The 19230-nt window shown below is 35.8% G+C and carries 16 protein-coding genes, 15 tRNA genes and 2 rRNA genes; 31 read left to right on the top strand and 2 right to left on the bottom strand.

Annotated elements, in window-relative coordinates:
- From EKG35_RS05825 to EKG35_RS05740, 17 genes are all read left to right on the top strand, one after another.
- A 23S ribosomal RNA gene (locus EKG35_RS05825) occupies positions 1-120 on the top strand; the annotation flags it as partial.
- Between the two features lie 129 nt (positions 121-249).
- Positions 250-365, top strand: a 5S ribosomal RNA gene (gene rrf / locus EKG35_RS05820).
- Positions 366-379: 14 nt separating this feature from the next.
- A tRNA-Asn gene (locus tag EKG35_RS05815) sits at positions 380-454 on the top strand.
- An 8-nt stretch (positions 455-462) separates the two neighbouring features.
- Positions 463-554: transfer RNA gene (locus tag EKG35_RS05810), tRNA-Ser, on the top strand.
- A 24-nt stretch (positions 555-578) separates the two neighbouring features.
- Positions 579-653 (top strand) — tRNA-Glu (locus EKG35_RS05805).
- 19 nt (positions 654-672) lie between these two features.
- Positions 673-748 (top strand) — tRNA-Val (locus EKG35_RS05800).
- Between the two features lie 60 nt (positions 749-808).
- A tRNA-Met gene (locus EKG35_RS05795) sits at positions 809-885 on the top strand.
- A 100-nt stretch (positions 886-985) separates the two neighbouring features.
- Positions 986-1061, top strand: a tRNA-Phe gene (locus EKG35_RS05785).
- A 6-nt stretch (positions 1062-1067) separates the two neighbouring features.
- Positions 1068-1143 (top strand) — tRNA-Thr (locus tag EKG35_RS05780).
- Between the two features lie 7 nt (positions 1144-1150).
- Positions 1151-1234, top strand: a tRNA-Tyr gene (locus EKG35_RS05775).
- Between the two features lie 11 nt (positions 1235-1245).
- Positions 1246-1319: transfer RNA gene (locus tag EKG35_RS05770), tRNA-Trp, on the top strand.
- Positions 1320-1350: 31 nt separating this feature from the next.
- Positions 1351-1426 (top strand) — tRNA-His (locus EKG35_RS05765).
- A gap of 44 nt (positions 1427-1470) precedes the next feature.
- Positions 1471-1546 (top strand) — tRNA-His (locus EKG35_RS05760).
- A gap of 37 nt (positions 1547-1583) precedes the next feature.
- Positions 1584-1658, top strand: a tRNA-Gln gene (locus EKG35_RS05755).
- A gap of 5 nt (positions 1659-1663) precedes the next feature.
- Positions 1664-1738 (top strand) — tRNA-Gly (locus EKG35_RS05750).
- 9 nt (positions 1739-1747) lie between these two features.
- Positions 1748-1821: transfer RNA gene (locus EKG35_RS05745), tRNA-Cys, on the top strand.
- 48 nt (positions 1822-1869) lie between these two features.
- Positions 1870-1951, top strand: a tRNA-Leu gene (locus EKG35_RS05740).
- A 423-nt stretch (positions 1952-2374) separates the two neighbouring features.
- Here the strand turns inward: EKG35_RS05740 and EKG35_RS05735 are convergent.
- Positions 2375-3175: a formate/nitrite transporter family protein gene (locus EKG35_RS05735; protein ID WP_126293497.1), complete on the bottom strand. Its 801-nt coding sequence runs from the start codon at positions 3173-3175 to the stop codon at positions 2375-2377.
- 682 nt (positions 3176-3857) lie between these two features.
- Here EKG35_RS05735 and aspD point away from each other — a divergent pair.
- Positions 3858-5474 carry an aspartate 4-decarboxylase gene (gene aspD / locus EKG35_RS05730; RefSeq protein ID WP_126293496.1) on the top strand — a complete coding sequence of 539 codons (1617 nt, stop codon included), beginning with the start codon at positions 3858-3860 and terminating at the stop codon, positions 5472-5474.
- A 242-nt stretch (positions 5475-5716) separates the two neighbouring features.
- The gene (locus EKG35_RS05725) at positions 5717-6154 is read left to right on the top strand and encodes an Hsp20/alpha crystallin family protein (protein ID WP_126293495.1); all 438 of its coding nucleotides are present in this window, start codon (positions 5717-5719) and stop codon (positions 6152-6154) included.
- Between the two features lie 119 nt (positions 6155-6273).
- On the opposite strand, the gene EKG35_RS05720 is transcribed toward EKG35_RS05725, so the two are convergent.
- Positions 6274-6912 (bottom strand): hypothetical protein, encoded by a 639-nt coding sequence (locus tag EKG35_RS05720; protein ID WP_126293494.1) that lies wholly within the window; start codon positions 6910-6912, stop codon positions 6274-6276.
- 255 nt (positions 6913-7167) lie between these two features.
- Here EKG35_RS05720 and EKG35_RS05715 point away from each other — a divergent pair, with 255 nt between their 5' ends.
- From EKG35_RS05715 to EKG35_RS05660, 12 genes are all read left to right on the top strand, one after another.
- The gene (locus EKG35_RS05715) at positions 7168-7683 is read left to right on the top strand and encodes a hypothetical protein (RefSeq protein ID WP_126293493.1); all 516 of its coding nucleotides are present in this window, start codon (positions 7168-7170) and stop codon (positions 7681-7683) included.
- Between the two features lie 286 nt (positions 7684-7969).
- On the top strand, positions 7970-9079 hold the full coding sequence (locus EKG35_RS05710) for a GerAB/ArcD/ProY family transporter (protein ID WP_126293492.1): 1110 nt from the start codon (positions 7970-7972) through the stop codon (positions 9077-9079).
- The gene (locus EKG35_RS05705) at positions 9072-10607 is read left to right on the top strand and encodes a spore germination protein (RefSeq protein WP_126293491.1); all 1536 of its coding nucleotides are present in this window, start codon (positions 9072-9074) and stop codon (positions 10605-10607) included. Before EKG35_RS05710 ends, EKG35_RS05705 begins: the two co-directional genes overlap by 8 nt.
- Before the next feature lie 4 nt (positions 10608-10611).
- Positions 10612-11775, top strand: coding sequence for a Ger(x)C family spore germination protein (locus tag EKG35_RS05700; protein ID WP_126293490.1), 1164 nt, complete (start codon positions 10612-10614; stop codon positions 11773-11775).
- Positions 11775-11981, top strand: coding sequence for a hypothetical protein (locus EKG35_RS05695; protein ID WP_126293489.1), 207 nt, complete (start codon positions 11775-11777; stop codon positions 11979-11981). Before EKG35_RS05700 ends, EKG35_RS05695 begins: the two co-directional genes overlap by 1 nt.
- 151 nt (positions 11982-12132) lie before the next feature.
- Positions 12133-12549, top strand: a complete 417-nt coding sequence (locus EKG35_RS05690; RefSeq protein ID WP_126293488.1) for a MarR family winged helix-turn-helix transcriptional regulator — start codon at positions 12133-12135, stop codon at positions 12547-12549.
- Entirely contained in the window at positions 12536-13717 is a 1182-nt protein-coding gene (locus EKG35_RS05685) for an MFS transporter (RefSeq protein WP_126293487.1), read from the top strand. The genes EKG35_RS05690 and EKG35_RS05685 overlap by 14 nt, the downstream gene beginning before the upstream one ends.
- Positions 13718-13730: 13 nt before the next feature.
- Positions 13731-14639 carry a 3-hydroxyacyl-CoA dehydrogenase gene (locus tag EKG35_RS05680; RefSeq protein WP_126293486.1) on the top strand — a complete coding sequence of 303 codons (909 nt, stop codon included), beginning with the start codon at positions 13731-13733 and terminating at the stop codon, positions 14637-14639.
- A 389-nt stretch (positions 14640-15028) separates the two neighbouring features.
- Entirely contained in the window at positions 15029-15712 is a 684-nt protein-coding gene (locus tag EKG35_RS05675) for a M15 family metallopeptidase (protein WP_185807653.1), read from the top strand.
- On the top strand, positions 15713-17323 hold the full coding sequence (locus EKG35_RS05670; protein WP_185807652.1) for an ABC transporter substrate-binding protein: 1611 nt from the start codon (positions 15713-15715) through the stop codon (positions 17321-17323).
- Positions 17324-17342: 19 nt separating this feature from the next.
- Complete coding sequence (locus tag EKG35_RS05665; protein WP_126293484.1) at positions 17343-18347, top strand: ABC transporter permease; 1005 nt, start codon at positions 17343-17345, stop codon at positions 18345-18347.
- A 10-nt stretch (positions 18348-18357) separates the two neighbouring features.
- Positions 18358-19221, top strand: coding sequence for an ABC transporter permease (locus tag EKG35_RS05660; RefSeq protein ID WP_126293483.1), 864 nt, complete (start codon positions 18358-18360; stop codon positions 19219-19221).
- The last annotated feature ends 9 nt before the right edge of the window (positions 19222-19230 follow it).

The following is a 19230-nucleotide window of genomic DNA, read 5'->3' as shown; positions in this document are numbered from 1 at the left end:
GAGATTTCCCATTACGCAAGTAAGTAAGATCCCTCAAAGACGATGAGGTAGATAGGTTCGAGGTGGAAGTGTGGCGACACATGGAGCTGACGAATACTAATCGATCGAGGACTTAACCAAAAATTTGAACGCTTTCAATGTCTTTATCCAGTTTTGAGAGAACAAGTAATTTGAAGCATAAAAACGCTAAAAAAAGGGTTGAAAATGCTTTCAAATATGTTATAATAAATCTTGTCTCAATTAAGTGAGTCTAGTGATGATGGCAAAGAGGTCACACCCGTTCCCATACCGAACACGGAAGTTAAGCTCTTTAGCGCCGATGGTAGTTGGGGGCTTCCCCCTGTGAGAGTAGGACGTTGCTAGGCTTCCATAAAAATATTCCGAAGTAGCTCAGTGGTAGAGCAATCGGCTGTTAACCGATCGGTCGTAGGTTCGAGTCCTACCTTCGGAGCCATGCTTCTTGGAGAGTTGTCCGAGCGGCCGAAGGAGCACGATTGGAAATCGTGTAGGCGGGTAACACTGTCTCAAGGGTTCAAATCCCTTACTCTCCGCCAGATAAGACAACCAAGTAATTAATTGGCCCGTTGGTCAAGTGGTTAAGACACCGCCCTTTCACGGCGGTAACACGGGTTCGAATCCCGTACGGGTCACCATTTGAATTAAAATCCAGTTGGAGGATTAGCTCAGCTGGGAGAGCACCTGCCTTACAAGCAGGGGGTCGGCGGTTCGAGCCCGTCATCCTCCACCATATGATTTATAATTGTATGGTATAATAGAATAACTGAGATTAATATTGCATTATTATTATCGCGGGGTGGAGCAGTTCGGTAGCTCGTCGGGCTCATAACCCGAAGGTCACAGGTTCAAATCCTGTCCCCGCAACCAAAATGTCCCGTGGTGTAGCGGTTAACATGCCTGCCTGTCACGCAGGAGATCGCCGGTTCGATCCCGGTCGGGACCGCCATTTTAATAAATGAAAACATATGGGTCGATAGCTCAGTTGGTAGAGCATTTGACTGAAGCTCAAAGTGTCGGCGGTTCGATTCCGTCTCGACCCACCATATGTTGCCGGTTTAGCTCAGCAGGTAGAGCAACTGACTTGTAATCAGTAGGTCGTGGGTTCGATTCCTATAGCCGGCACCATTTATCTGGAGGGGTAGCGAAGTGGCTAAACGCGGCGGACTGTAAATCCGCTCCTTCGGGTTCGGCGGTTCGAATCCGTCCCCCTCCACCATTTTTAAAAATAGGGGCATAGTTCAACGGTAGAATAGAGGTCTCCAAAACCTTTGGTGTGGGTTCGATTCCTACTGCCCCTGCCAATTTTTTTATTTAAAAACTATAAGCATTATGGCGATTGTGGCGAAGTGGTTAACGCACCGGATTGTGGTTCCGGCATTCGTGGGTTCGATTCCCATCAGTCGCCCCATCCTTTAGCTTAATAGTAAAATTTAAATTCATAATGCTGTATTGGCGGCTGTGGCGAAGTGGTTAACGCATCGGATTGTGGTTCCGACATTCGTGGGTTCGATTCCCATCAGCCGCCCCATATAAAATTTAAAACTAAACTTTTACGATAATATTTTTGGGGTATAGCCAAGCGGTAAGGCAACGGATTTTGATTCCGTCATGCCCAGGTTCGAATCCTGGTACCCCAGCCATTTTCGCGGAAGTAGTTCAGCGGTAGAACACCACCTTGCCAAGGTGGGGGTCGCGGGTTCGAACCCCGTCTTCCGCTCCAAAAAATTTCGGCGGCATAGCCAAGTGGTAAGGCACGGGTCTGCAACACCCTTATCACCGGTTCGAATCCGGTTGCCGCCTCCAGATTTTTAAATCGGTAAATCCGATATTTTTTTTACATTTTTTTAATATGCCGGTGTGGCGGAATTGGCAGACGCGCACGACTCAAAATCGTGTTCCTTCTGGAGTGTCGGTTCGACCCCGACCACCGGTATCTTAAACAACAAGAACGTTGTCATATTAAACTTCACAGTATATTCTGTGGAGTTTTTTTATTGTTAAGGAATTAGATAATTTCTCAATATGGATATCATTTGAAAAAGTATATTCTACCTCTAGATTCAGTGCACAGCCCCTCGTGAAGATCAGCACCTTGAATACTTCTCAGGTCCTGCAAGCAGTTGTCTGAGTTAAGTATGACGCTTTGAGCATTTGTTCTTTTTCTTTCGTACGGCAGAATATTTATAAATAGTGTGCAGGGGCATTGTTCAACGAAAAGAAGAAGAAAATTAATAGGGAGATAAAACAAAAGACTATCCCAACTTCCAGTAAGCAGAAGCTGAAGTAGTCTTGAAAGATTGTTTTCGTGTATTTTTAAAATAATGATGTTTGTCCAAATATCTATATGTTCGTTTTCTTAAGAGTTCTTACGAGGTTTCTGAATTTGATTTGCTTGTTTATAATAAACATAATAATAAAGCAATCCAACAAAAATAGCTCCGCCAACAACATTTCCAAGGAAGGTCGGAATAATATTTCTAATAAAATCAATCCAAGTAAGCTCTCCTGCAAAAATTGCTGCTGGTATTATAAACATATTTGCAACAACGTGTTGGAAGCCAATCGCTACAAACGCCATAATTGGGAACCAAATGCCGGCGATTTTTCCAATAAAGTCATCTGCTCCATAAGCTAACCAAATCGCTAGACATACAAGCCAGTTACAACCAATCGCCGATACGAAGGTTTGTAAGAACGATGAATCTACTTTTGATTGTGCAACCGAAACCGTTTTATCCAGATAATGCCCTGTTTCGGTTAAACCAACTACATGTCCAAAGAAATATGCTACAAAAAGTGCTCCAACTAAATTTGTTAAAGTGATCCAAAACCAATTATGAACTAGATTCCCTAGAGAAACTTTCTTTGCAAAATACGCCATGGATACCGACATTATATTTCCCGTAATTAGTTCTGCCCCGGCAAGGACAATTAAAATAAGGCCAACAGGGAATACGGCACCTCCAAGTAAATTTGCAAGACTTCCCCATTCTGCTGGTAAGTCACCAATGACACGAATATCCAATAAATAGCCCAAAGCTATAAATGCTCCCCCTAAAAACCCAAGCAACAACAGATGTGAAAAAGGAAGCTTTGTCTTCGTCACCCCTGTTTCTATCGTTAATTCTGCAATTTTTTGTGGTTTATGAAATGCCATAACCATTCCTCCTATTTGTCATTAAAAAAAGGTAGCACCTTAAAAACCCTTTTTACCAAAAGGTTTTTGAGATGCTACCTAATAACTTTGCACTCGATACAAAGAAATCAACCATCATAATTTTTATACTAAATAGAAAGCATATAAAAGCAAATAAGCAGGTCTTACCTAATCACCATTTTATGTTTTCACAATGTTTTATATTATAACGTATCACATCAATCACTGCAAGTTTTATTTTAGGGCATCTCTTTTTCAGTAGTATTAAAACCTTTTCAATATATTATTGTTCCTTCTGTAATTCTTCTTTAATTGGTTATTTAATATCCGACCTAAATAGTTATGCCCCGACACCAGTTGCTAATACTCCTTTGGTGATTGAAAATTTCCATAGTTGCTTCAATCATTTTATCCAATATAAGAAACTCGAGATCTTTAGTTAAGGCCAAAAAAAGATGTCCCACGTTCTTTAAGTGATTAGTGTTAATAAAAGAACAAAATAATCTTCACCACCACCAATTAGCAAATCCTTCATTTTAGAAACTAAAATGGAAAAGATATCCAATAAGGCTCCATTCTTTAATTACTATTATCGAAGGAAATGTACAACCTAAATTATATTCCATATTTAATTGTGGAATACTCTTGATACTTAAGATAGCAGTTGTTTAGGAGGAGCTTTATGGATGAACTAAAAAAGGAAAGTCGTCAGTTAGAGAAATTAAGTCCATTTGAAATAAAAGATGAGCTCATCGATCTTGCAAAAGGGAAAATGAGAATTACTAGAACAATGCTGGATGCAGGGCGTGGAAATCCAAATTGGATTGCTGCATCACCTCGAGAAGCGTTTTTTGCACTCGGGCAATTCGCTGTTGCAGAATCCAGGCTCGTATGGGATGAAGGCGATTTAGCTGGCATGCCAAGTCGTATAGGAATTACAGAGCGATTTAATAAGTATGTTAAGGAAAACCAGCATGTTCCAGGAATTCAATTATTGAAAGAAATTATTGATTATGGAATCAAAATTAAACAGTTTGAACCAGACGAATGGGTTTATGAATTAGTAGATGGAATCATTGGGGATAACTATCCTAATCCGGATCGTATGCTTGTTAAAATTGAACAAGTTGTACATGATTTTTTATCTAAAGAGTTGTGTGGTCAGGATACATCATCTGGCACTTTTGATTTATTTGCTGTTGAAGGAGCAACAGCAGCAATGTGCTATATATTTGAAACATTATATAAAAACCATTTACTTCCTAGAGGCTCTAAAATAGCGGTGATGGTGCCGATCTTTCCACCGTACATAGAAATTCCAGAGCTTCCTAACATTACTTATGATATTGTGAAAATTAATGCCACTGAATTAGATGATGAAGGGAACCATACATGGCAATACCCAGATGAGGAATTGGATAAGTTAAGGGATAAGGATATCAAGGCACTGTTTTTAGTTAATCCGAGTAATCCTCCATCTGTTGCAATAAAAAAAGAATCCATAGAATATATCATCCGAATTGTAAAACAAAATAATCCAGATCTTATGATTATTTCCGATGATGTGTATGGCACTTTTGTTGAAGGGTTTCGTTCTATTATGGTGGATTTACCTTTCAATACAATTGGAGTGTATTCATTTTCAAAATATTTTGGTGTGACGGGTTGGCGATTAGGTACAATTGCCATAAACCAAACTAATGTCTTTGATAAATTGATTAAAAAGTTACCAGAAAGCGAGAAAGAAATTCTAAATAGAAGGTATGCTTCTCTTACACAGGATCCTGAAAACCTTAAATTTATAGATCGAATTGTTGCAGATAGTAGGGATGTTGCAATGAGACATACAGCGGGATTATCCACACCGCAGCAAGTACAAATGGCGTTATTTTCGATTTTTGCATTACTCGATAATAAAAATGAGTATAAGAGAAAAACAATGGGAATTTTACATCGAAGAATGAATCTTTTATACGAAGGGTTAGGCTTACCAAAAAAACATTTGCCAAACGACGCAGACTATTATACAGAGATTGACTTGGAAATTTGGTGTAACCATCATTATGAAAAGGGATTCACTGATTACTTAAAAAAGAATTATAAACCTATAGATATTTTATACCGTCTTGCTGAGAAGTCATCGATTGTATTGTTAGGTGGTGAAGGATTTTTAGCACCAGAATGGTCTATTCGCGTATCCCTTGCTAATCTGAATGATGAAGCCTACGCACGTATAGGCAAGGAACTAAAAAGTATATTAGACGATTATTTAGAAGAATGGAAAGAAGTAAAAGGATAAACTAATTATAAAAAAGTATATAATCGCGCTTTTTGTATCCAGAATCATTTTTGATGATTCTGCCAAACATTAATAGGACTATTATAGGGTTGAAATGTCTAAGTAAAAAAGTAGGAAAGTTAGTTTGAAAAAACGCCAAACTTGCTATAAACAAGTTCACAAGGATTAAGTTGCTAATGCGGATAGCTTATATCGGGGAGTGCATAATATAAAAGTAAAAAATATTTAGGAGGCTGTACATCATGGCATTAACACCTTATGATCCATTTAGACAGTTAGCAAATGTCAGAAAGGATTTGGACCGTTTTTTCTCTAATTTCCCTTTTGATTTTAATCATGATAACCATTTCGGACATATTAGGGTTGATGTTCACGAAACAGAAAATGAAGTTGTAGCCACTTGTGATATTCCAGGAATTGAAAAGAAGGAAGACATAAATATTAATGTTGAGAACAATGTGTTAACAATAAGTGGCACTTTAAATAAAACAAGTGAAGTTAAGGGAGAGAATATGTTTAGACAGGAACGCTATACAGGTAGTTTCCATAGATCTATTTCATTACCAAGTGCTGTTTTCAATGAGGGAGTAAAGGCAGCTTATAAGAATGGCGTACTTGAAGTTAGAATGCCTAAAATAACAAATAACGATAAAAAGAAAATTGATATAGACTTTATGTAAAAAGCTTGTTGAAGATTTAACTTAAATATTGTTGTCTTCTCGTATATAACTTGTTTTTATAACGAAACAAAAAAGTGGTCAATCCTGTTACTAGGTTTGACCACTTTTTTCGTCATTATTTACTGTTCTGCACTACCAGAAATTTCACTCGTTTTAACATTAGTACCGACATCAACCTTTTCGCCTTCAACAGTTTCAACAAGGAATTTTTTGCCTTGCAACTGTCCTTTTTCAACAGATGCATATCTTCTTGCCGCTTTTTTATCGGTGCTATATTCATCTGGTTCAGTACTTACAACAATTTTGACAACATTATCATCCAGTATTTGTAATGCCTTGATTTCTAATTCATGATCAATATACTTAGGATCATTTACTTGAACAAGCAATAAATCATTTAATTCCCAATCAATTGTGTCTTCGTATCCAGATGGAATTGTTTCAGATGTATAAACCCAAATACCTCCATTCGGCTGACGGTCAGGGCTGCCGAAGAACCAGTTAATATTTTGGAAGGGAATCTCTGGGTAAACTTGTTCTGTTTCAACTGCTTCGATTAATTCAGATTCATCATAAGATTCATCTTTCGACTCTTCTTGATTTTTTTCGGAACTTATATCAGTCTCTTTCTCTTCTTTTTCAGTTTCAATATCGGTTTGGTCAACGTTTTCACTTTGTTCATCTTTTTCATTAGATGAACATCCCGATAATACGAGAAGCGCTAAAGATACATAAAAAATTGATAATAAATATTTCATTTTAAAACTGTTCCTCCTAATTGCTTTTTATTTCTGTAGAGGTAAAATCCATCACCACAAAAAGTTCTCCCAATTTATATTAACTGCTAAAGCTGTAAAAAAAAAACAGTAAAAAGGCATTGTTTGAACAAAAATTTTATAGTTAAAAATAACTACTATTCCATGCTTATATTTTCGCCCAAAATTTATGCCATGAAATGTAACACTTTTCCATAAAATTCGACTAATACAAGAGAATTAGAGTGGAGGGGTTATGTGAATAGGATAGCTTATTTATTATTATTATTTGCATTATTCATTACAGGCTGTGACTCAAATGAAGTATCAAAAGAATCTAGTAAAGTTGTTATGCCCGCAAAAATGCCAAGTGACTTTGACTTTAAAATTCAGTTTGGGGTTATGAAAAATAATGAAATTAATACTTTTGAAAATACAGTAACTAAGGATTTAATTGCGGATGGAACTGTTAAAGTAAATCTAACATTTACAACGGAAGAAATGACAAAGATTTATGAGAAAATGAAAGAGGTAAATATAACAGAAAAAAAGGATTTAATTCCTAAAACAGATTGTATGCAAGAGCCGTTTAGTGAAGATGAATGGATGATTACCATTAATGGTGAAAGCATCAATCATTATGTTTCTGAGCAATACTGTGATACTACTGACGATGCAAAGCAATTAATTGAGTTGCGAAATTATATATTTACTCTAGTTAAAAGTAAAGAAGAATATAAAAACCTTCCAGAAGCTAATGGTTGGTATGAATAAAATATTTATCAATAGAATGCCCTAGAGAGTGAGGATTTGCGCTTTTAATACTAACTTATTTGAAGACTCCCTTCTTCTTTTCCAACTATTTATAGAAAATCACTAATTAATCATTATACCTTTTATAACTTGAAATTCATTAAAAACATATTAAGTATGGGAGACCTAAATTGAGGTTTCCCATTTTTTTTTACGAGTTTAGACAAATAGCTGAATGATTAAATCAGTTCCTTAATGTCAATAATTAATATAGTTTTAATCTTCGGAAAGTATTGAGGTGTTTTAATTGGAAAAAATATATATTACCAAGATACAAGCCTTAATGCTAGGAATCACCAGTATTACAGTAACAGGGCATCTTTTATATATCTCTGTAATTATAAATCATAGTGGACGAGATAGTTGGATTGCACTGCTATTAGCCATATTTCCAGCTATCCTCATAGGATTTACAGTTGCGTTACTATCACAGCGATACCAAGGCTACTCGTTGGTTGAATATTGTCAATTAATCCTTGGGAAAGCGCTTGGAAAATTCGTTGTGATTTTATTTTTAATTTACTTCTTACATGAAGTAAGCCTATCTATTAGAGGGTTTGGAGAGTTTTATACATCTGCTGTTACGCTTCGAACGCCTATTTCGATCTTTTTAATAGCAATACTTATACTCGCAGGTTACGCGGTACGATGTGGACTTGAAGTAATTGCCAGAACGAATCAAACGATTCTAATAATGCTTATACCAATAGGGATATTGGCATCAATTCTTACACATAAGGATAAGGATTACCGCAACTTTCTCCCAATATTAGACAACTCGATGGGACCTGTATTGGATGGAACTTTGGCAATTACTTCACTATACAGCTCTATATTTGTTTTAAGTATGATATTTCCATTTGTTAATAGCACGAAACAACTAAAAAGGTATTCAATTCTAACAATGATCATACTGATTATTATGTTTATTGGTCCTGTAACTGGAGTTCTTGCAATTTATGGAGAAGAGAGAGCAACGGGCCTTTACTTTCCTACGTTCTTGACTTTAAGGGATATCCAAATAGGTGCATTACAAAGGTTAGATATTTTAGGGATTTTGCTTTGGTCACTAGGCTCCTTCGCTAAAGTTGCTTTATTTCTCTATGCCATTGTTCTAGGAACAGGTCAGTTATTTAAATTAGATGATTACAAAGTTTTGGTAGTACCTATAGCAGCATTAATTTCCATCATTTCCATCATAAACAGTGAGGATTTTATAGGAATTGCTCGCTTTTTAAATAATTACTATCCTTATTATGCTACATTTGTCGGATTAATTTTGCCTCTTGTCTTGCTAATTATTAGTCAATTTAGGAAACCAGGTGGAAAGAGAGAAGGGCGGAAAAAAGATGTCTAAAGAAGAGAAAGAAAAAGAGCAAACATCATCTGAAGGCAAAAATGGCGAGGATCAACAAGTAATACTAAATGAACTTGATGAGAATGTTAAAAGATATGAAGAAATATTCGGCAAGGACTCTGATCTTTCCGTAAGATATTTGCAAAGTGATCATTGTAAAATGGGCATTTTATTTATAGACAGCTTAGTAGAAAAGGAAATTTTAGACCAACATGTTATCCGCGTTTTAAATAATCAATTAGAGAATACAGTTAATTTTGATAAATTTATCTTATCTACCAATAAGATAAAGGAACTTACCAAACATGAAGAAGTATTAGAGCACCTATTGCAAGGTTTTTCAATCATTTTCATGGATGGGCAAACAACAGCTTTTGCTGCAGAAACTTCTGGTGGGGATAGAAGACCGGTTACTGAATCGTCAGTAGAAACGGTCGTTCGCGGACCTCGTGAAGCCTTTAATGAATCCATAATGACAAACATTGGATTAATTCGGAGAAGAGTCCACACACCTAAATTACAAGTTTATAAAAAGTCCATTGGGAAGGAGAGCAAGACTTCAGTAGCAGTCCTGTTTATAGATGGAATAGCTAAAGAGAAAGTTGTCAAAGAAGTTATTTCTCGAATCGATAAGATTAATATCGATGGTATCCTAGATTCCCTTTATATTGAGGAGATAATTGAAGACCCTAAAAGATATTCTCCTTTTCCAACGATTTTTAACTCAGAACGACCAGATAGAATTGCAGCGGGTTTACTAGAAGGAAGAATAGCTATTGTTGTTGACGGTACACCAGTTGCCCTTATGGTGCCAGCAACTATCGGTTTATTTTTAACATCCAATGAAGATTATTATCAACGATACGATATTTCCAGCTTTATGAAAATTTTAAGAGGGTTTACTTTTGTACTTTCTATAATATTGCCAGGTTTGTATGTAGCTTTACTTACCTATCATCAAGAAATGATACCGACTCCATTAATAATTGCGATTACAGGACAACGGGAAGGAGTTCCTTTTGGTACTGCAATTGAAGTTGCACTTATGGAAATTACTTTTGAAATTTTGCGGGAAGCAGGTATTAGATTGCCTAAAACGATTGGTGCCGCAATTTCCATTGTCGGTGGTTTAGTACTGGGACAAGCAGCTGTTGATGCAGGATTGGTTGCACAAGGAACCGTAATCGTAGTAGCGCTGACAGCTATCAGTTCTTTTACCACTCCTTCCTACAATATTGCCATTACTGCAAGACTTTTAAGATTTGTATTATTATTCCTATCTTCGTTTTTAGGGGCATTTGGTCTGATTTTTGGATTACTTCTAATATTAGTTCATTTAAATTCCATACGTTCATTTGGTGTTCCTTATTTAACTCCTATAGTGCCATTTCATAAAGATGATTGGAGAGATTTATTTATTCGAGTGTCTTGGCGGGATATGAAGCAACGACCTGAAGAAATTTCTAACGAAAACCAAAATAGGATGCTTAAGACTAGAAAAAATCGTCCTATTAATAGGAGAAATTAGTAATATGAAATTAAAACGATGCTGTTTAATCATAGTACTTTCCCTTCTTTTAGGAGGATGTTGGGATCAAAAGGAATTAAATGAAATTGCTGTAGTAATGGGGGTAGGTATAGATAAAGTGGAAGAAGGGTATAAAATTACAGCCCAAGTGATTAAACCCCCAACAAAAGAAAATGGCGGCGGCGGAGGCTCTGAGTTGCCAACCTGGAGTGTGACGGCTACAGGAAAAACTATATTAGGAGCAATTCGAAGTCTAAATGAATTATCGCCACGTCGTTTATATTGGGCGCATTTACAAATTATTATTTTTGGTGATGAACTGGCAAGAGATGGAATAACACCGGCTACTACATGGTTTGAAAGAGATAGAGATAGCCGTGCTGGAGCACTTATTGTCGTTACTCCTGGAACTGCGGAAGATTTATTAAACAGTAAAATTGAGCTGGGGGATGTTCCAGCTAAATCAATGGCGGATCTTATTGAAGGTAGGGAAATGAGACAAATTAGTGCACGGAAAGTGAAGTTAAGAGATTTAATGACCATAATTTCTACTCCCGGAATAGAGCTTTCACTCGATGTCATTAGACCAAAGGAAATTAGAGGAAAAGTTGAAACATTTGAAATAAATGGAGTTGCTATATTCAGCAAAGGGAAATTACAAGGTTATATTTATGGACCAGAAACAACAGGAACCCAGATTATGGACAACAAACTAAACTATACTATCATTGAAGGCAGCTGTCCCGAAAATCCAGACGAGTTCTTCGCCTTTCAAATTACCGGTTTTCAAAGTACTGTGAAACCTAAGTTAGTAGGTGAAACAATTAATGTCAAAGTAGATGTCATATTAGAGGGAAATTTACTTGACCAGACTTGTGCATTGGATTTATTGGAGCCTAAACACTTAAAATCCGTAGAAAAGGAAGTTAGCGAGTTTATAAAAAGGAATGTTGTAAACGAGTTTCAAATAGCGAAGGAAATGAACTCAGATATATATGGAATAGGTAGAGAAGTCAGAAGATATTATCCTGAGCATTGGGACAAAATAAGTAATTCATCAGCCTACTTAGACCAAGTTAAATTTGATTTTAAAGTGAAGTCGAATGTAAGAAGATCAGGATTAATTATTGACACAACTCAAGAAAAAAGTAAGGAAGTGAATGATTAATGAACACTTTCTTATTAATTATCTTATTTGTTGCAATTTCCTTTTTTGATTATCGACATATGGTAAAGACGAAAGATAAGAAAGCATTAGCCATCTACACAACAATCTTAGTTTTTGCTTTTGTTATAACACAATTGCACATACTTGGAATTAAGATTATAGGCTTAAACCAAATTGTTTCTTTTATCATTAATTTATTTATATAATCAAATCTTGTTTTATTTAAAAGGAGTATTGTTCAGCTTTAATCGTTTACGTAAAAAGGCTCTAACGTTATGTTGGAGTCTTTTTATTCTTTACAAGTAAAAATCTTTAATATATAGTTAGTTAGGAATACTAACTATTTTGGAGGTTTAAATGAATCTTTTTACGACAATATACCGTTTCAATAAATTGTATGTTTTGAAGCTTCAAGAAATTTGTTCACCTTTTGGCATCACCCCTGTACAGTGGCTAGTTATACATCATATTTACAACAACGAAGGTTGTACAAGTATGGATATTGTTAAAGAATGGTCAGTTGAAAAACCGACAGTATCTTCTTTAGTGAAAAAGTTGCATGAACAAGGTCTAATACAGTTCAAAAGTGGAGCAGATAAGCGACAAAAATATTTATCCTTGTCACAGGAAGGACAAGTTCTTTGCGGTAAGGTAAAAGAAAAAGTGATGAATCTCCAATCATTCGTAACAGAGCCATTCTCCGAAGAAATGGTGAATGAATGGTCACAACAGTTAGCAATTTTGGAGGAGAGAATGTTGAATTATGAAGGATAGAATATGGACAAAAAATTTTATTGTCATTTCATTAATTAATTTTTTATCAATTTTAATGTTTTACTTATTAATTGTCACAATTGCTAGTTATGCAATTGAAACATATCAAGTATCCACAAGTATTGCGGGTCTCGTTTCTAGTATTTATGTAATTGGCGCACTTATAGGGCGGCTGCTTACAGGCCGCATAATAGGGAAGGTTGGACCTTCAAAAATATTAAGATATGGTGTTGTATTATTTTTCGTGAGTGCATGTTTGTATTTTATTGAAATACATATTGCATTTTTATTATTTAACCGGTTTATACAAGGTATTTTCGTTGGAGTTATTGGGACAGCGGCTGGAACGATTATCGCACATATACTTCCTGCATCTCGAAAGGGAGAAGGCATTGGCTACTACAGCTTAAGTGTTATCCTTGCATCGGCTATTGGGCCTTTTATTGGAATATTCTTAATGAAATTTGATAATGGCAACTTCTATATTTTTGGTTTAAATGTACTCTTATCACTCATTATGATTATCGTATTGACGTTTATTCGTTTGGATAAGCAGATGTTCAGTTCAAGTCATGAGGAAGTTAAGGAAGAGTCCTTTATTTCAAAATTTATGGAGCCAAAATCAATTCCTATTTCATTCGTTGCACTATTAATGGGCTTTGTTTATTCAGGTGTTATGTCCTTTTTATCCTTCTATGCAGAGGAAATCAACTTAGTAGATGCTGCTAGTGTATTCTTTATTGTATATGCTCTTGCTACTATTTTCACGCGTCCTTATTGTGGGAAGCTTATGGATAAAAAAGGGCCAAATTTAATTGTCTACCCTTGTTTAGTTTTGTTTGCATTAGGCATGTTTCTGTTTGGCAATGCAAGCAGTAGTTGGATTTTATTAGTGTCTGCAGCTTTAATTGGACTTGGATTTGGCAACTTCAATTCTATTGCCCAAACAATTGCGGTTAAAGTGACAGAGCCGCATCGTTTCGGCTTGGCAACATCTACATATTATATTTTTTATGATATGGGGTTGGGATTCGGTCCTTATTTGTTAGGTTTAATCGTTCCATTGGTAGGATACCGTTCAATTTTTTTATGGATGGTTCCGATCATCATAATTAGTATTCCACTATATTTCGTTTTACATGGTCGAAAAGCAAAATTGTATATTTAAGGAGGAAAGAATGATGGATTTTAAAAATATTACAGTAGCAGGCAGTGGTGTTTTAGGAAGTCAAATTGCATTTCAAACAGCATTTAAAGGATTTAATGTAACGATTTATGATATTAATGAGGCAGCCATTGAAAAGGCAAAAGAACGCATCGCTAATTTAGAAAACACATATGTAGATTATTTTAAAGAAGAGCAAGAGGCTGCAAGATCAGCTCAATCTCGCATTCAGTATTCTACAAGTTTAAAAGAATCAGCAGTAAATGCAGATCTTGTAATCGAGGCGATCCCTGAGCTAAAAGAGATTAAAGAAAAATTCTATACAGAGCTAGGGAATGTGGCACCTGCACATACAATTTTCGCAACAAACTCTTCTACAATGCTTCCAAGTCAATTTGCTGAATTTACAGGACGCCCTGAGAAATTTTTAGCGTTGCATTTTGCAAATCGTATTTGGATGAACAATACGGGAGAAGTAATGGAACATCCAGGAACAGATAAAGAAGTGGTAGAACAAGTATTACAATTTGCATCTGCGATTGGCATGGTACCATTGCATATTAAAAAAGAACAACCGGGTTATATTTTAAATAGTTTACTAGTTCCACTATTAGATGCGGCACAACATTTATGGGGAACAGGTGTAGCTGATCCATACACAATCGATAAAACATGGATGATTGCAACAGGTGCTCCAATGGGACCATTTGGTATTATTGATGTTGTAGGATTACAAACCGTTTATAACATCGTAAGCACGAAAGCGGATAAACATCCTACTCCAGAACAAAATGAATTTAGAGATATTGCAAACTTAGTTAAAAGTGAATATATAGATAAAGGAAAAATGGGTATGCAATCAGGAGAAGGATTCTATAAATATCCAAATCCAGCTTATAATGAAAAAGAATTTTTACAACCGTAATAGGCAAATCAAAAGATGATATTTAATTAATGATTAATCAGGAACGTAAGGAGCCAACCGATATAACTTTTCGGTTGGCTCCATTTTTACTTTTTGTATAGAAATCGACAGCTTAAATATATTCGTTAATAGGTCTGGTTGCCCAGTATAATATTTTTCGAAACTAGTTAAATAGAATATTAAACAAAATTTCAATTGCTTTCCAATTTACTATCAATTAAAATATTAAATATTCCGAATATTATACCAATAGGAATTTATTTTTCAGAAAAAAGATTCATGTATTATTGCTAAAATAATATCTCTGAATCAATTTTTTTATTTAGAAAATTCTATATGAATTTTCTCCTTTTATGTAATTATGCTTTCTATCAATGGGGGGTGTTTGTATGGATTCCGAATGCCAAAAAGGAAGTGGTGTAATGACGGAAAATGAAGAACCTTTAATTTCTCTTACTACTGTTTCAACTAAAAAAATTAAAGTTTTTCCTTATTATTTTAAACATCAAATTCCAGGATCAATAAATGATTGTTTTTTAAGGGAGGGGGTTGTTTCCAAATTATTGTTGGTTGCTGATAACCTTCCAGAAGACCATTATCTAGTTATTTTAGACGGATGGCGTTCATTTGAAACACAAACTGCTTTGTATGAAATGATTAAAAGACAATTTGAAACACAGTTTGACAATGAGGCAGAAGTCCTGCAGCACTTGTCTCAGTTTGTTGCGACACCTTCTAAAGATCCATTAACACCTCCTCCACACTACACCGGTGGGGCAGTGGATTTAACGATTGGAACTAGCAATGGATGGTTAAATATGGGGACAAGCTTTGATGAATTTACTGAAAAAGCGCACTCATTATACTTTGAAGAAAAAGAACAGTTAACGGAAGAAGAATTACAAATACGTGAAAATCGCCGTTTACTAAGGTCTTTAATGGAAAGTGTAGGGTTTCGTTCGAATCCTGAGGAATGGTGGCATTTTGATTACGGAAATGCTCGCTGGGCTGAAGGGACGAGTAGAACGGTTATCTATTTTGGTATTGAACTTAATTTTAAAGGAGAGAATTAAATGATAAAAAAGTTTAGCTATGTGTTACTGATTATTGTTACTGCAATACTTCTTACAGCATGTAAAGAAAATGCAAACGCTCCTGTCTCCTCAGAATCAACACCAAGTGAATCTACTTCAAACGAAACGGAAACAACTACAGCTTCAAATCCAGATCAATTAGTTATAGCGATTCCGGCTGATGTAACTTCATTAGATCCGGCAATTACAATGGACAATACTACATGGAAAATTATCTACAACGCTTATGAAAGATTAGTAGACTATGATGGTGCTACAACTAATATTAAACCGGGTGTTGCGGAAAGATGGGAAGTTAGCGAAGACGGAAAAACATGGACATTCTTTTTAGAAGAAGGACATGTATTCTCTGATGGTACCCCTGTTGATGCACAAGCAGTAAAAGCAAGTTTCGATAGAACTTTGAAAATTGCTAATGGACCTGCAGGAGTATACAGTATGGTATCGGAAATTCGAGTAGACGATCCAATGACGGTTACATTTGTGCTGTCAGAAAACTTCCCTCCATTCCTATCTACTTTAGCAGCAAACTATGGAAATATTGTAAGTCCAACAGTAATGGAGCACGAAGTAAATGGAGATTTAGGACAAGCTTATTTAGCAGAAAATACATTGGGAAGCGGCCCATATAAGTTAACGGAGTGGAAAAAAGGAGATTCATTAAAACTAGAAGTAAATGAACACGCAAAAGTAAAACCTACTCTACAATCAATATTATTTAGAATCGTAGGAGATCCTTCGGTACAACGCATGCAATTAGAAAAAGGTGAAATCGATATTGCAGAAGGTATTCCTGTCGATCAAATTGATTCAATTAAAGGGCTGGAAAATGTCGAGTTGATTCAAGAACCAAGCTTGTTGGTTGATTACATTTATATTAATACAAGTAAAGGCAATCCAGCATTGCAGGACGAAAGAATTCGCCAAGCATTAAATTATGCGATAGATTATGAGAGTTTAGTAAGTGCAGTTCAACTGGGCTATGCTACGCAAATGCGCGGGCCGATTCCTGATGGGATATGGGGTCATGATGAAACAGTACATCAATATAATTATGATGTAGAAAAAGCAAAAGCATTATTAGCTGAAGCAGGTGCTGAAAATTTAACCCTTGATTTATTATACTCTGATAATAAAACATGGTGGGAAACAGAAGCCTTAGCTATTCAATCAAATTTAGCTGATATCGGTGTAACAGTAAACTTAAATAAAGTCGCATATGCTACTTCCCGTGAAATGATGGATAAGGGCGAATTTGATTTAGCATTAGGGGTATGGAGTCCAGACTTTGGTGATCCTTTCGCCTTCATGAATTACTGGTTCGATTCAGCGAACCATGGATTAGCAGGAAACCGTGCATTTTATACAAATAGAGAAGTTGATCAATTGTTAAAAGAAGCAGCTACGAATAATGATCAATCTGCACGCCAAGAAATTTACAAGCAAATTCAAGATATTGTAATGGAAGAGGCGCCATATATTCTTTTATATCAAAAGGATTATATTTTACCGATGAGCAAGGATGTTAAAGGCTTTATATATAATCCGATGTTGGAAGGCATCTATTTTTTAAATGAAATGTCTAAATAAACAACTGGAGTGACGAACCATGATAAAAATGATTGTTAAGAGATTAGGCCTTCTAATATTCGTCGTTTTTGGGGTGACATTGGTGACATTCTTTATGTCCCATGTCATTCCCGGCGACCCTGCAAGTATGATAGCTGGACAAAGGGCAAGTGAAGAAACTTTACAATCAATTCGTCAACAATTGGGTCTGGACAAGCCAGTCTGGATCCAATACTTTCACTACATAGGTGATTTATTAACAGGAGACTTAGGTACTTCCATTCGTACACAACGTCCAGTGTTAGATGAACTGATTACCTTTTTTCCAGCAACACTTGAATTAGCTATTGCAGCATTTGCAATTGCCATCGTATTGGGAATTCCTTTAGGTGTACTTGCAGCATTAAAGAAAAATACTTTTTGGGACAATTTAAGCCGAGTATTTTCTATTAGTGGTGTATCTATTCCTGTCTTTTTTAGCGGTCTAATTGTTATTCTCATTTTTTACGGAAATTTAGGTTGGTTTCCTTCAAATGGTAGAATTTCGCTTGATATTAATCCACCAACACACATTACTGGTTTTTATATTTTAGATAGTATTTTCACTGGAGATATGGTTGCTTTAAAAAGCAGTTTAGAGCATATTTTCCTGCCTGCTTTAGTATTATCCTATGCACAGTTGGCTGTCATTACAAGGCAGGTCCGGGCAAGTATGCTTGAAGTGATGAGCCAGGAATATATTAGAACAGCAGTTGCCAATGGTATAAAAGGGCGGTTATTAATCATCTCTTATGCATTGAAAAATGCTTTAATTCCCACTGTAACAGTAATTGGTGTAGCATTTGGCTCCCTGCTTGGTGGAGCAGTAGTAACAGAGACTATTTTCGGATGGCCTGGAATGGGGAAATTTGTTGTTGATTCAATTTCCTATTTAGACTTCCCAGCGATGATGGGCTTTACAATTATTATTAGTATTGGCTATGTATTGATTAATTTAATTGTAGATATTATTTATGGATTATTAAATCCGCAAATGAAGCAATAGGGGGAAGGGTATGCAAATTAATCTACATTCAAAATCATTAAAAAATAACCCTATCTGGTATAAATTAAAACAAAATAAAATGACTTGGGTAGGGTTGGTAATTCTTGGATTGATAGTATTACTTTCATTAGCAGCCCCTCTTATTTCCCCTTTTGATCCTAATAAAATTGATTTAGTCAATAAATTTCAGCCTCCTTCATCCGAACATTGGTTCGGTACAGATGAAGTAGGAAGAGATATTTTTACGAGGATTTTATTTGGCGCTAGGCTTTCTCTTGGGGTAGGGATATTAATCATTTTAATCGCTGCAGTAATCGGAATTGTAATAGGAACTATTTCAGGTTATATTGGCGGAATTGTAGATACAGTTATTATGCGATTTGTCGATATGATTTTAGCGTTCCCAAATTTGATTTTAGCAATGGCATTAGCAGCAGTTTTAGGACCGAATCTCCAAAATGCGATGATTGCGATAGCTATTGTAAAAATTCCAGTCTATATTCGACTAGCTCGTGGTGAAGCAATGGTATTGAAAGAAAAACTTTTTGTAAAATCAGCTGAGTCATTTGGATTAAACAAGGCGGTCATCATTGTTAAACATATTATTCCTAATGCTATTTCCCCCGTCATTATTCAGGCAACTTTAGATGTTGGGGATACGATTCTATTAATTGCAACTTTAGGCTTCTTAGGATTAGGTGCTCAACCTCCAACCCCTGAGTGGGGAGCAATGATTAGTGTTGGATGGACATATCTTCTAACCTATTGGTGGTACCCTGTGTTTCCTGGATTATTTTTATTTTTAGCTTCAGGTGCACTTAATTTAATTGGTGATGGAATTCGGGATGTTTTAGATCCAAAATCAGCACGTTAAGGGGGAGAA

The sequence above is a fragment of the Lysinibacillus telephonicus genome (assembly GCF_003966145.1).
Taxonomy (GTDB): domain Bacteria; phylum Bacillota; class Bacilli; order Bacillales_A; family Planococcaceae; genus Ureibacillus; species Ureibacillus telephonicus.
The sequence above is the reverse complement of the archived record's forward strand: the minus strand, read 5'-3'. Positions and strand labels throughout refer to the sequence as shown.

Coding starts and splice junctions, on each gene's coding strand:
- EKG35_RS05675 (WP_185807653.1), top strand. CDS start 15,029: ATGGATTCCGAATGCCAAAAAGGAAGTGGTGTAATGACGGAAAATGAA.
- EKG35_RS05720 (WP_126293494.1), bottom strand. CDS start 6,912: ATGAAATATTTATTATCAATTTTTTATGTATCTTTAGCGCTTCTCGTA.
- EKG35_RS05665 (WP_126293484.1), top strand. CDS start 17,343: ATGATAAAAATGATTGTTAAGAGATTAGGCCTTCTAATATTCGTCGTT.
- EKG35_RS05680 (WP_126293486.1), top strand. CDS start 13,731: ATGGATTTTAAAAATATTACAGTAGCAGGCAGTGGTGTTTTAGGAAGT.
- EKG35_RS05690 (WP_126293488.1), top strand. CDS start 12,133: ATGAATCTTTTTACGACAATATACCGTTTCAATAAATTGTATGTTTTG.
- EKG35_RS05725 (WP_126293495.1), top strand. CDS start 5,717: ATGGCATTAACACCTTATGATCCATTTAGACAGTTAGCAAATGTCAGA.
- EKG35_RS05700 (WP_126293490.1), top strand. CDS start 10,612: ATGAAATTAAAACGATGCTGTTTAATCATAGTACTTTCCCTTCTTTTA.
- EKG35_RS05705 (WP_126293491.1), top strand. CDS start 9,072: ATGTCTAAAGAAGAGAAAGAAAAAGAGCAAACATCATCTGAAGGCAAA.
- EKG35_RS05670 (WP_185807652.1), top strand. CDS start 15,713: ATGATAAAAAAGTTTAGCTATGTGTTACTGATTATTGTTACTGCAATA.
- EKG35_RS05660 (WP_126293483.1), top strand. CDS start 18,358: ATGCAAATTAATCTACATTCAAAATCATTAAAAAATAACCCTATCTGG.
- aspD (WP_126293496.1), top strand. CDS start 3,858: ATGGATGAACTAAAAAAGGAAAGTCGTCAGTTAGAGAAATTAAGTCCA.
- EKG35_RS05735 (WP_126293497.1), bottom strand. CDS start 3,175: ATGGCATTTCATAAACCACAAAAAATTGCAGAATTAACGATAGAAACA.
- EKG35_RS05695 (WP_126293489.1), top strand. CDS start 11,775: ATGAACACTTTCTTATTAATTATCTTATTTGTTGCAATTTCCTTTTTT.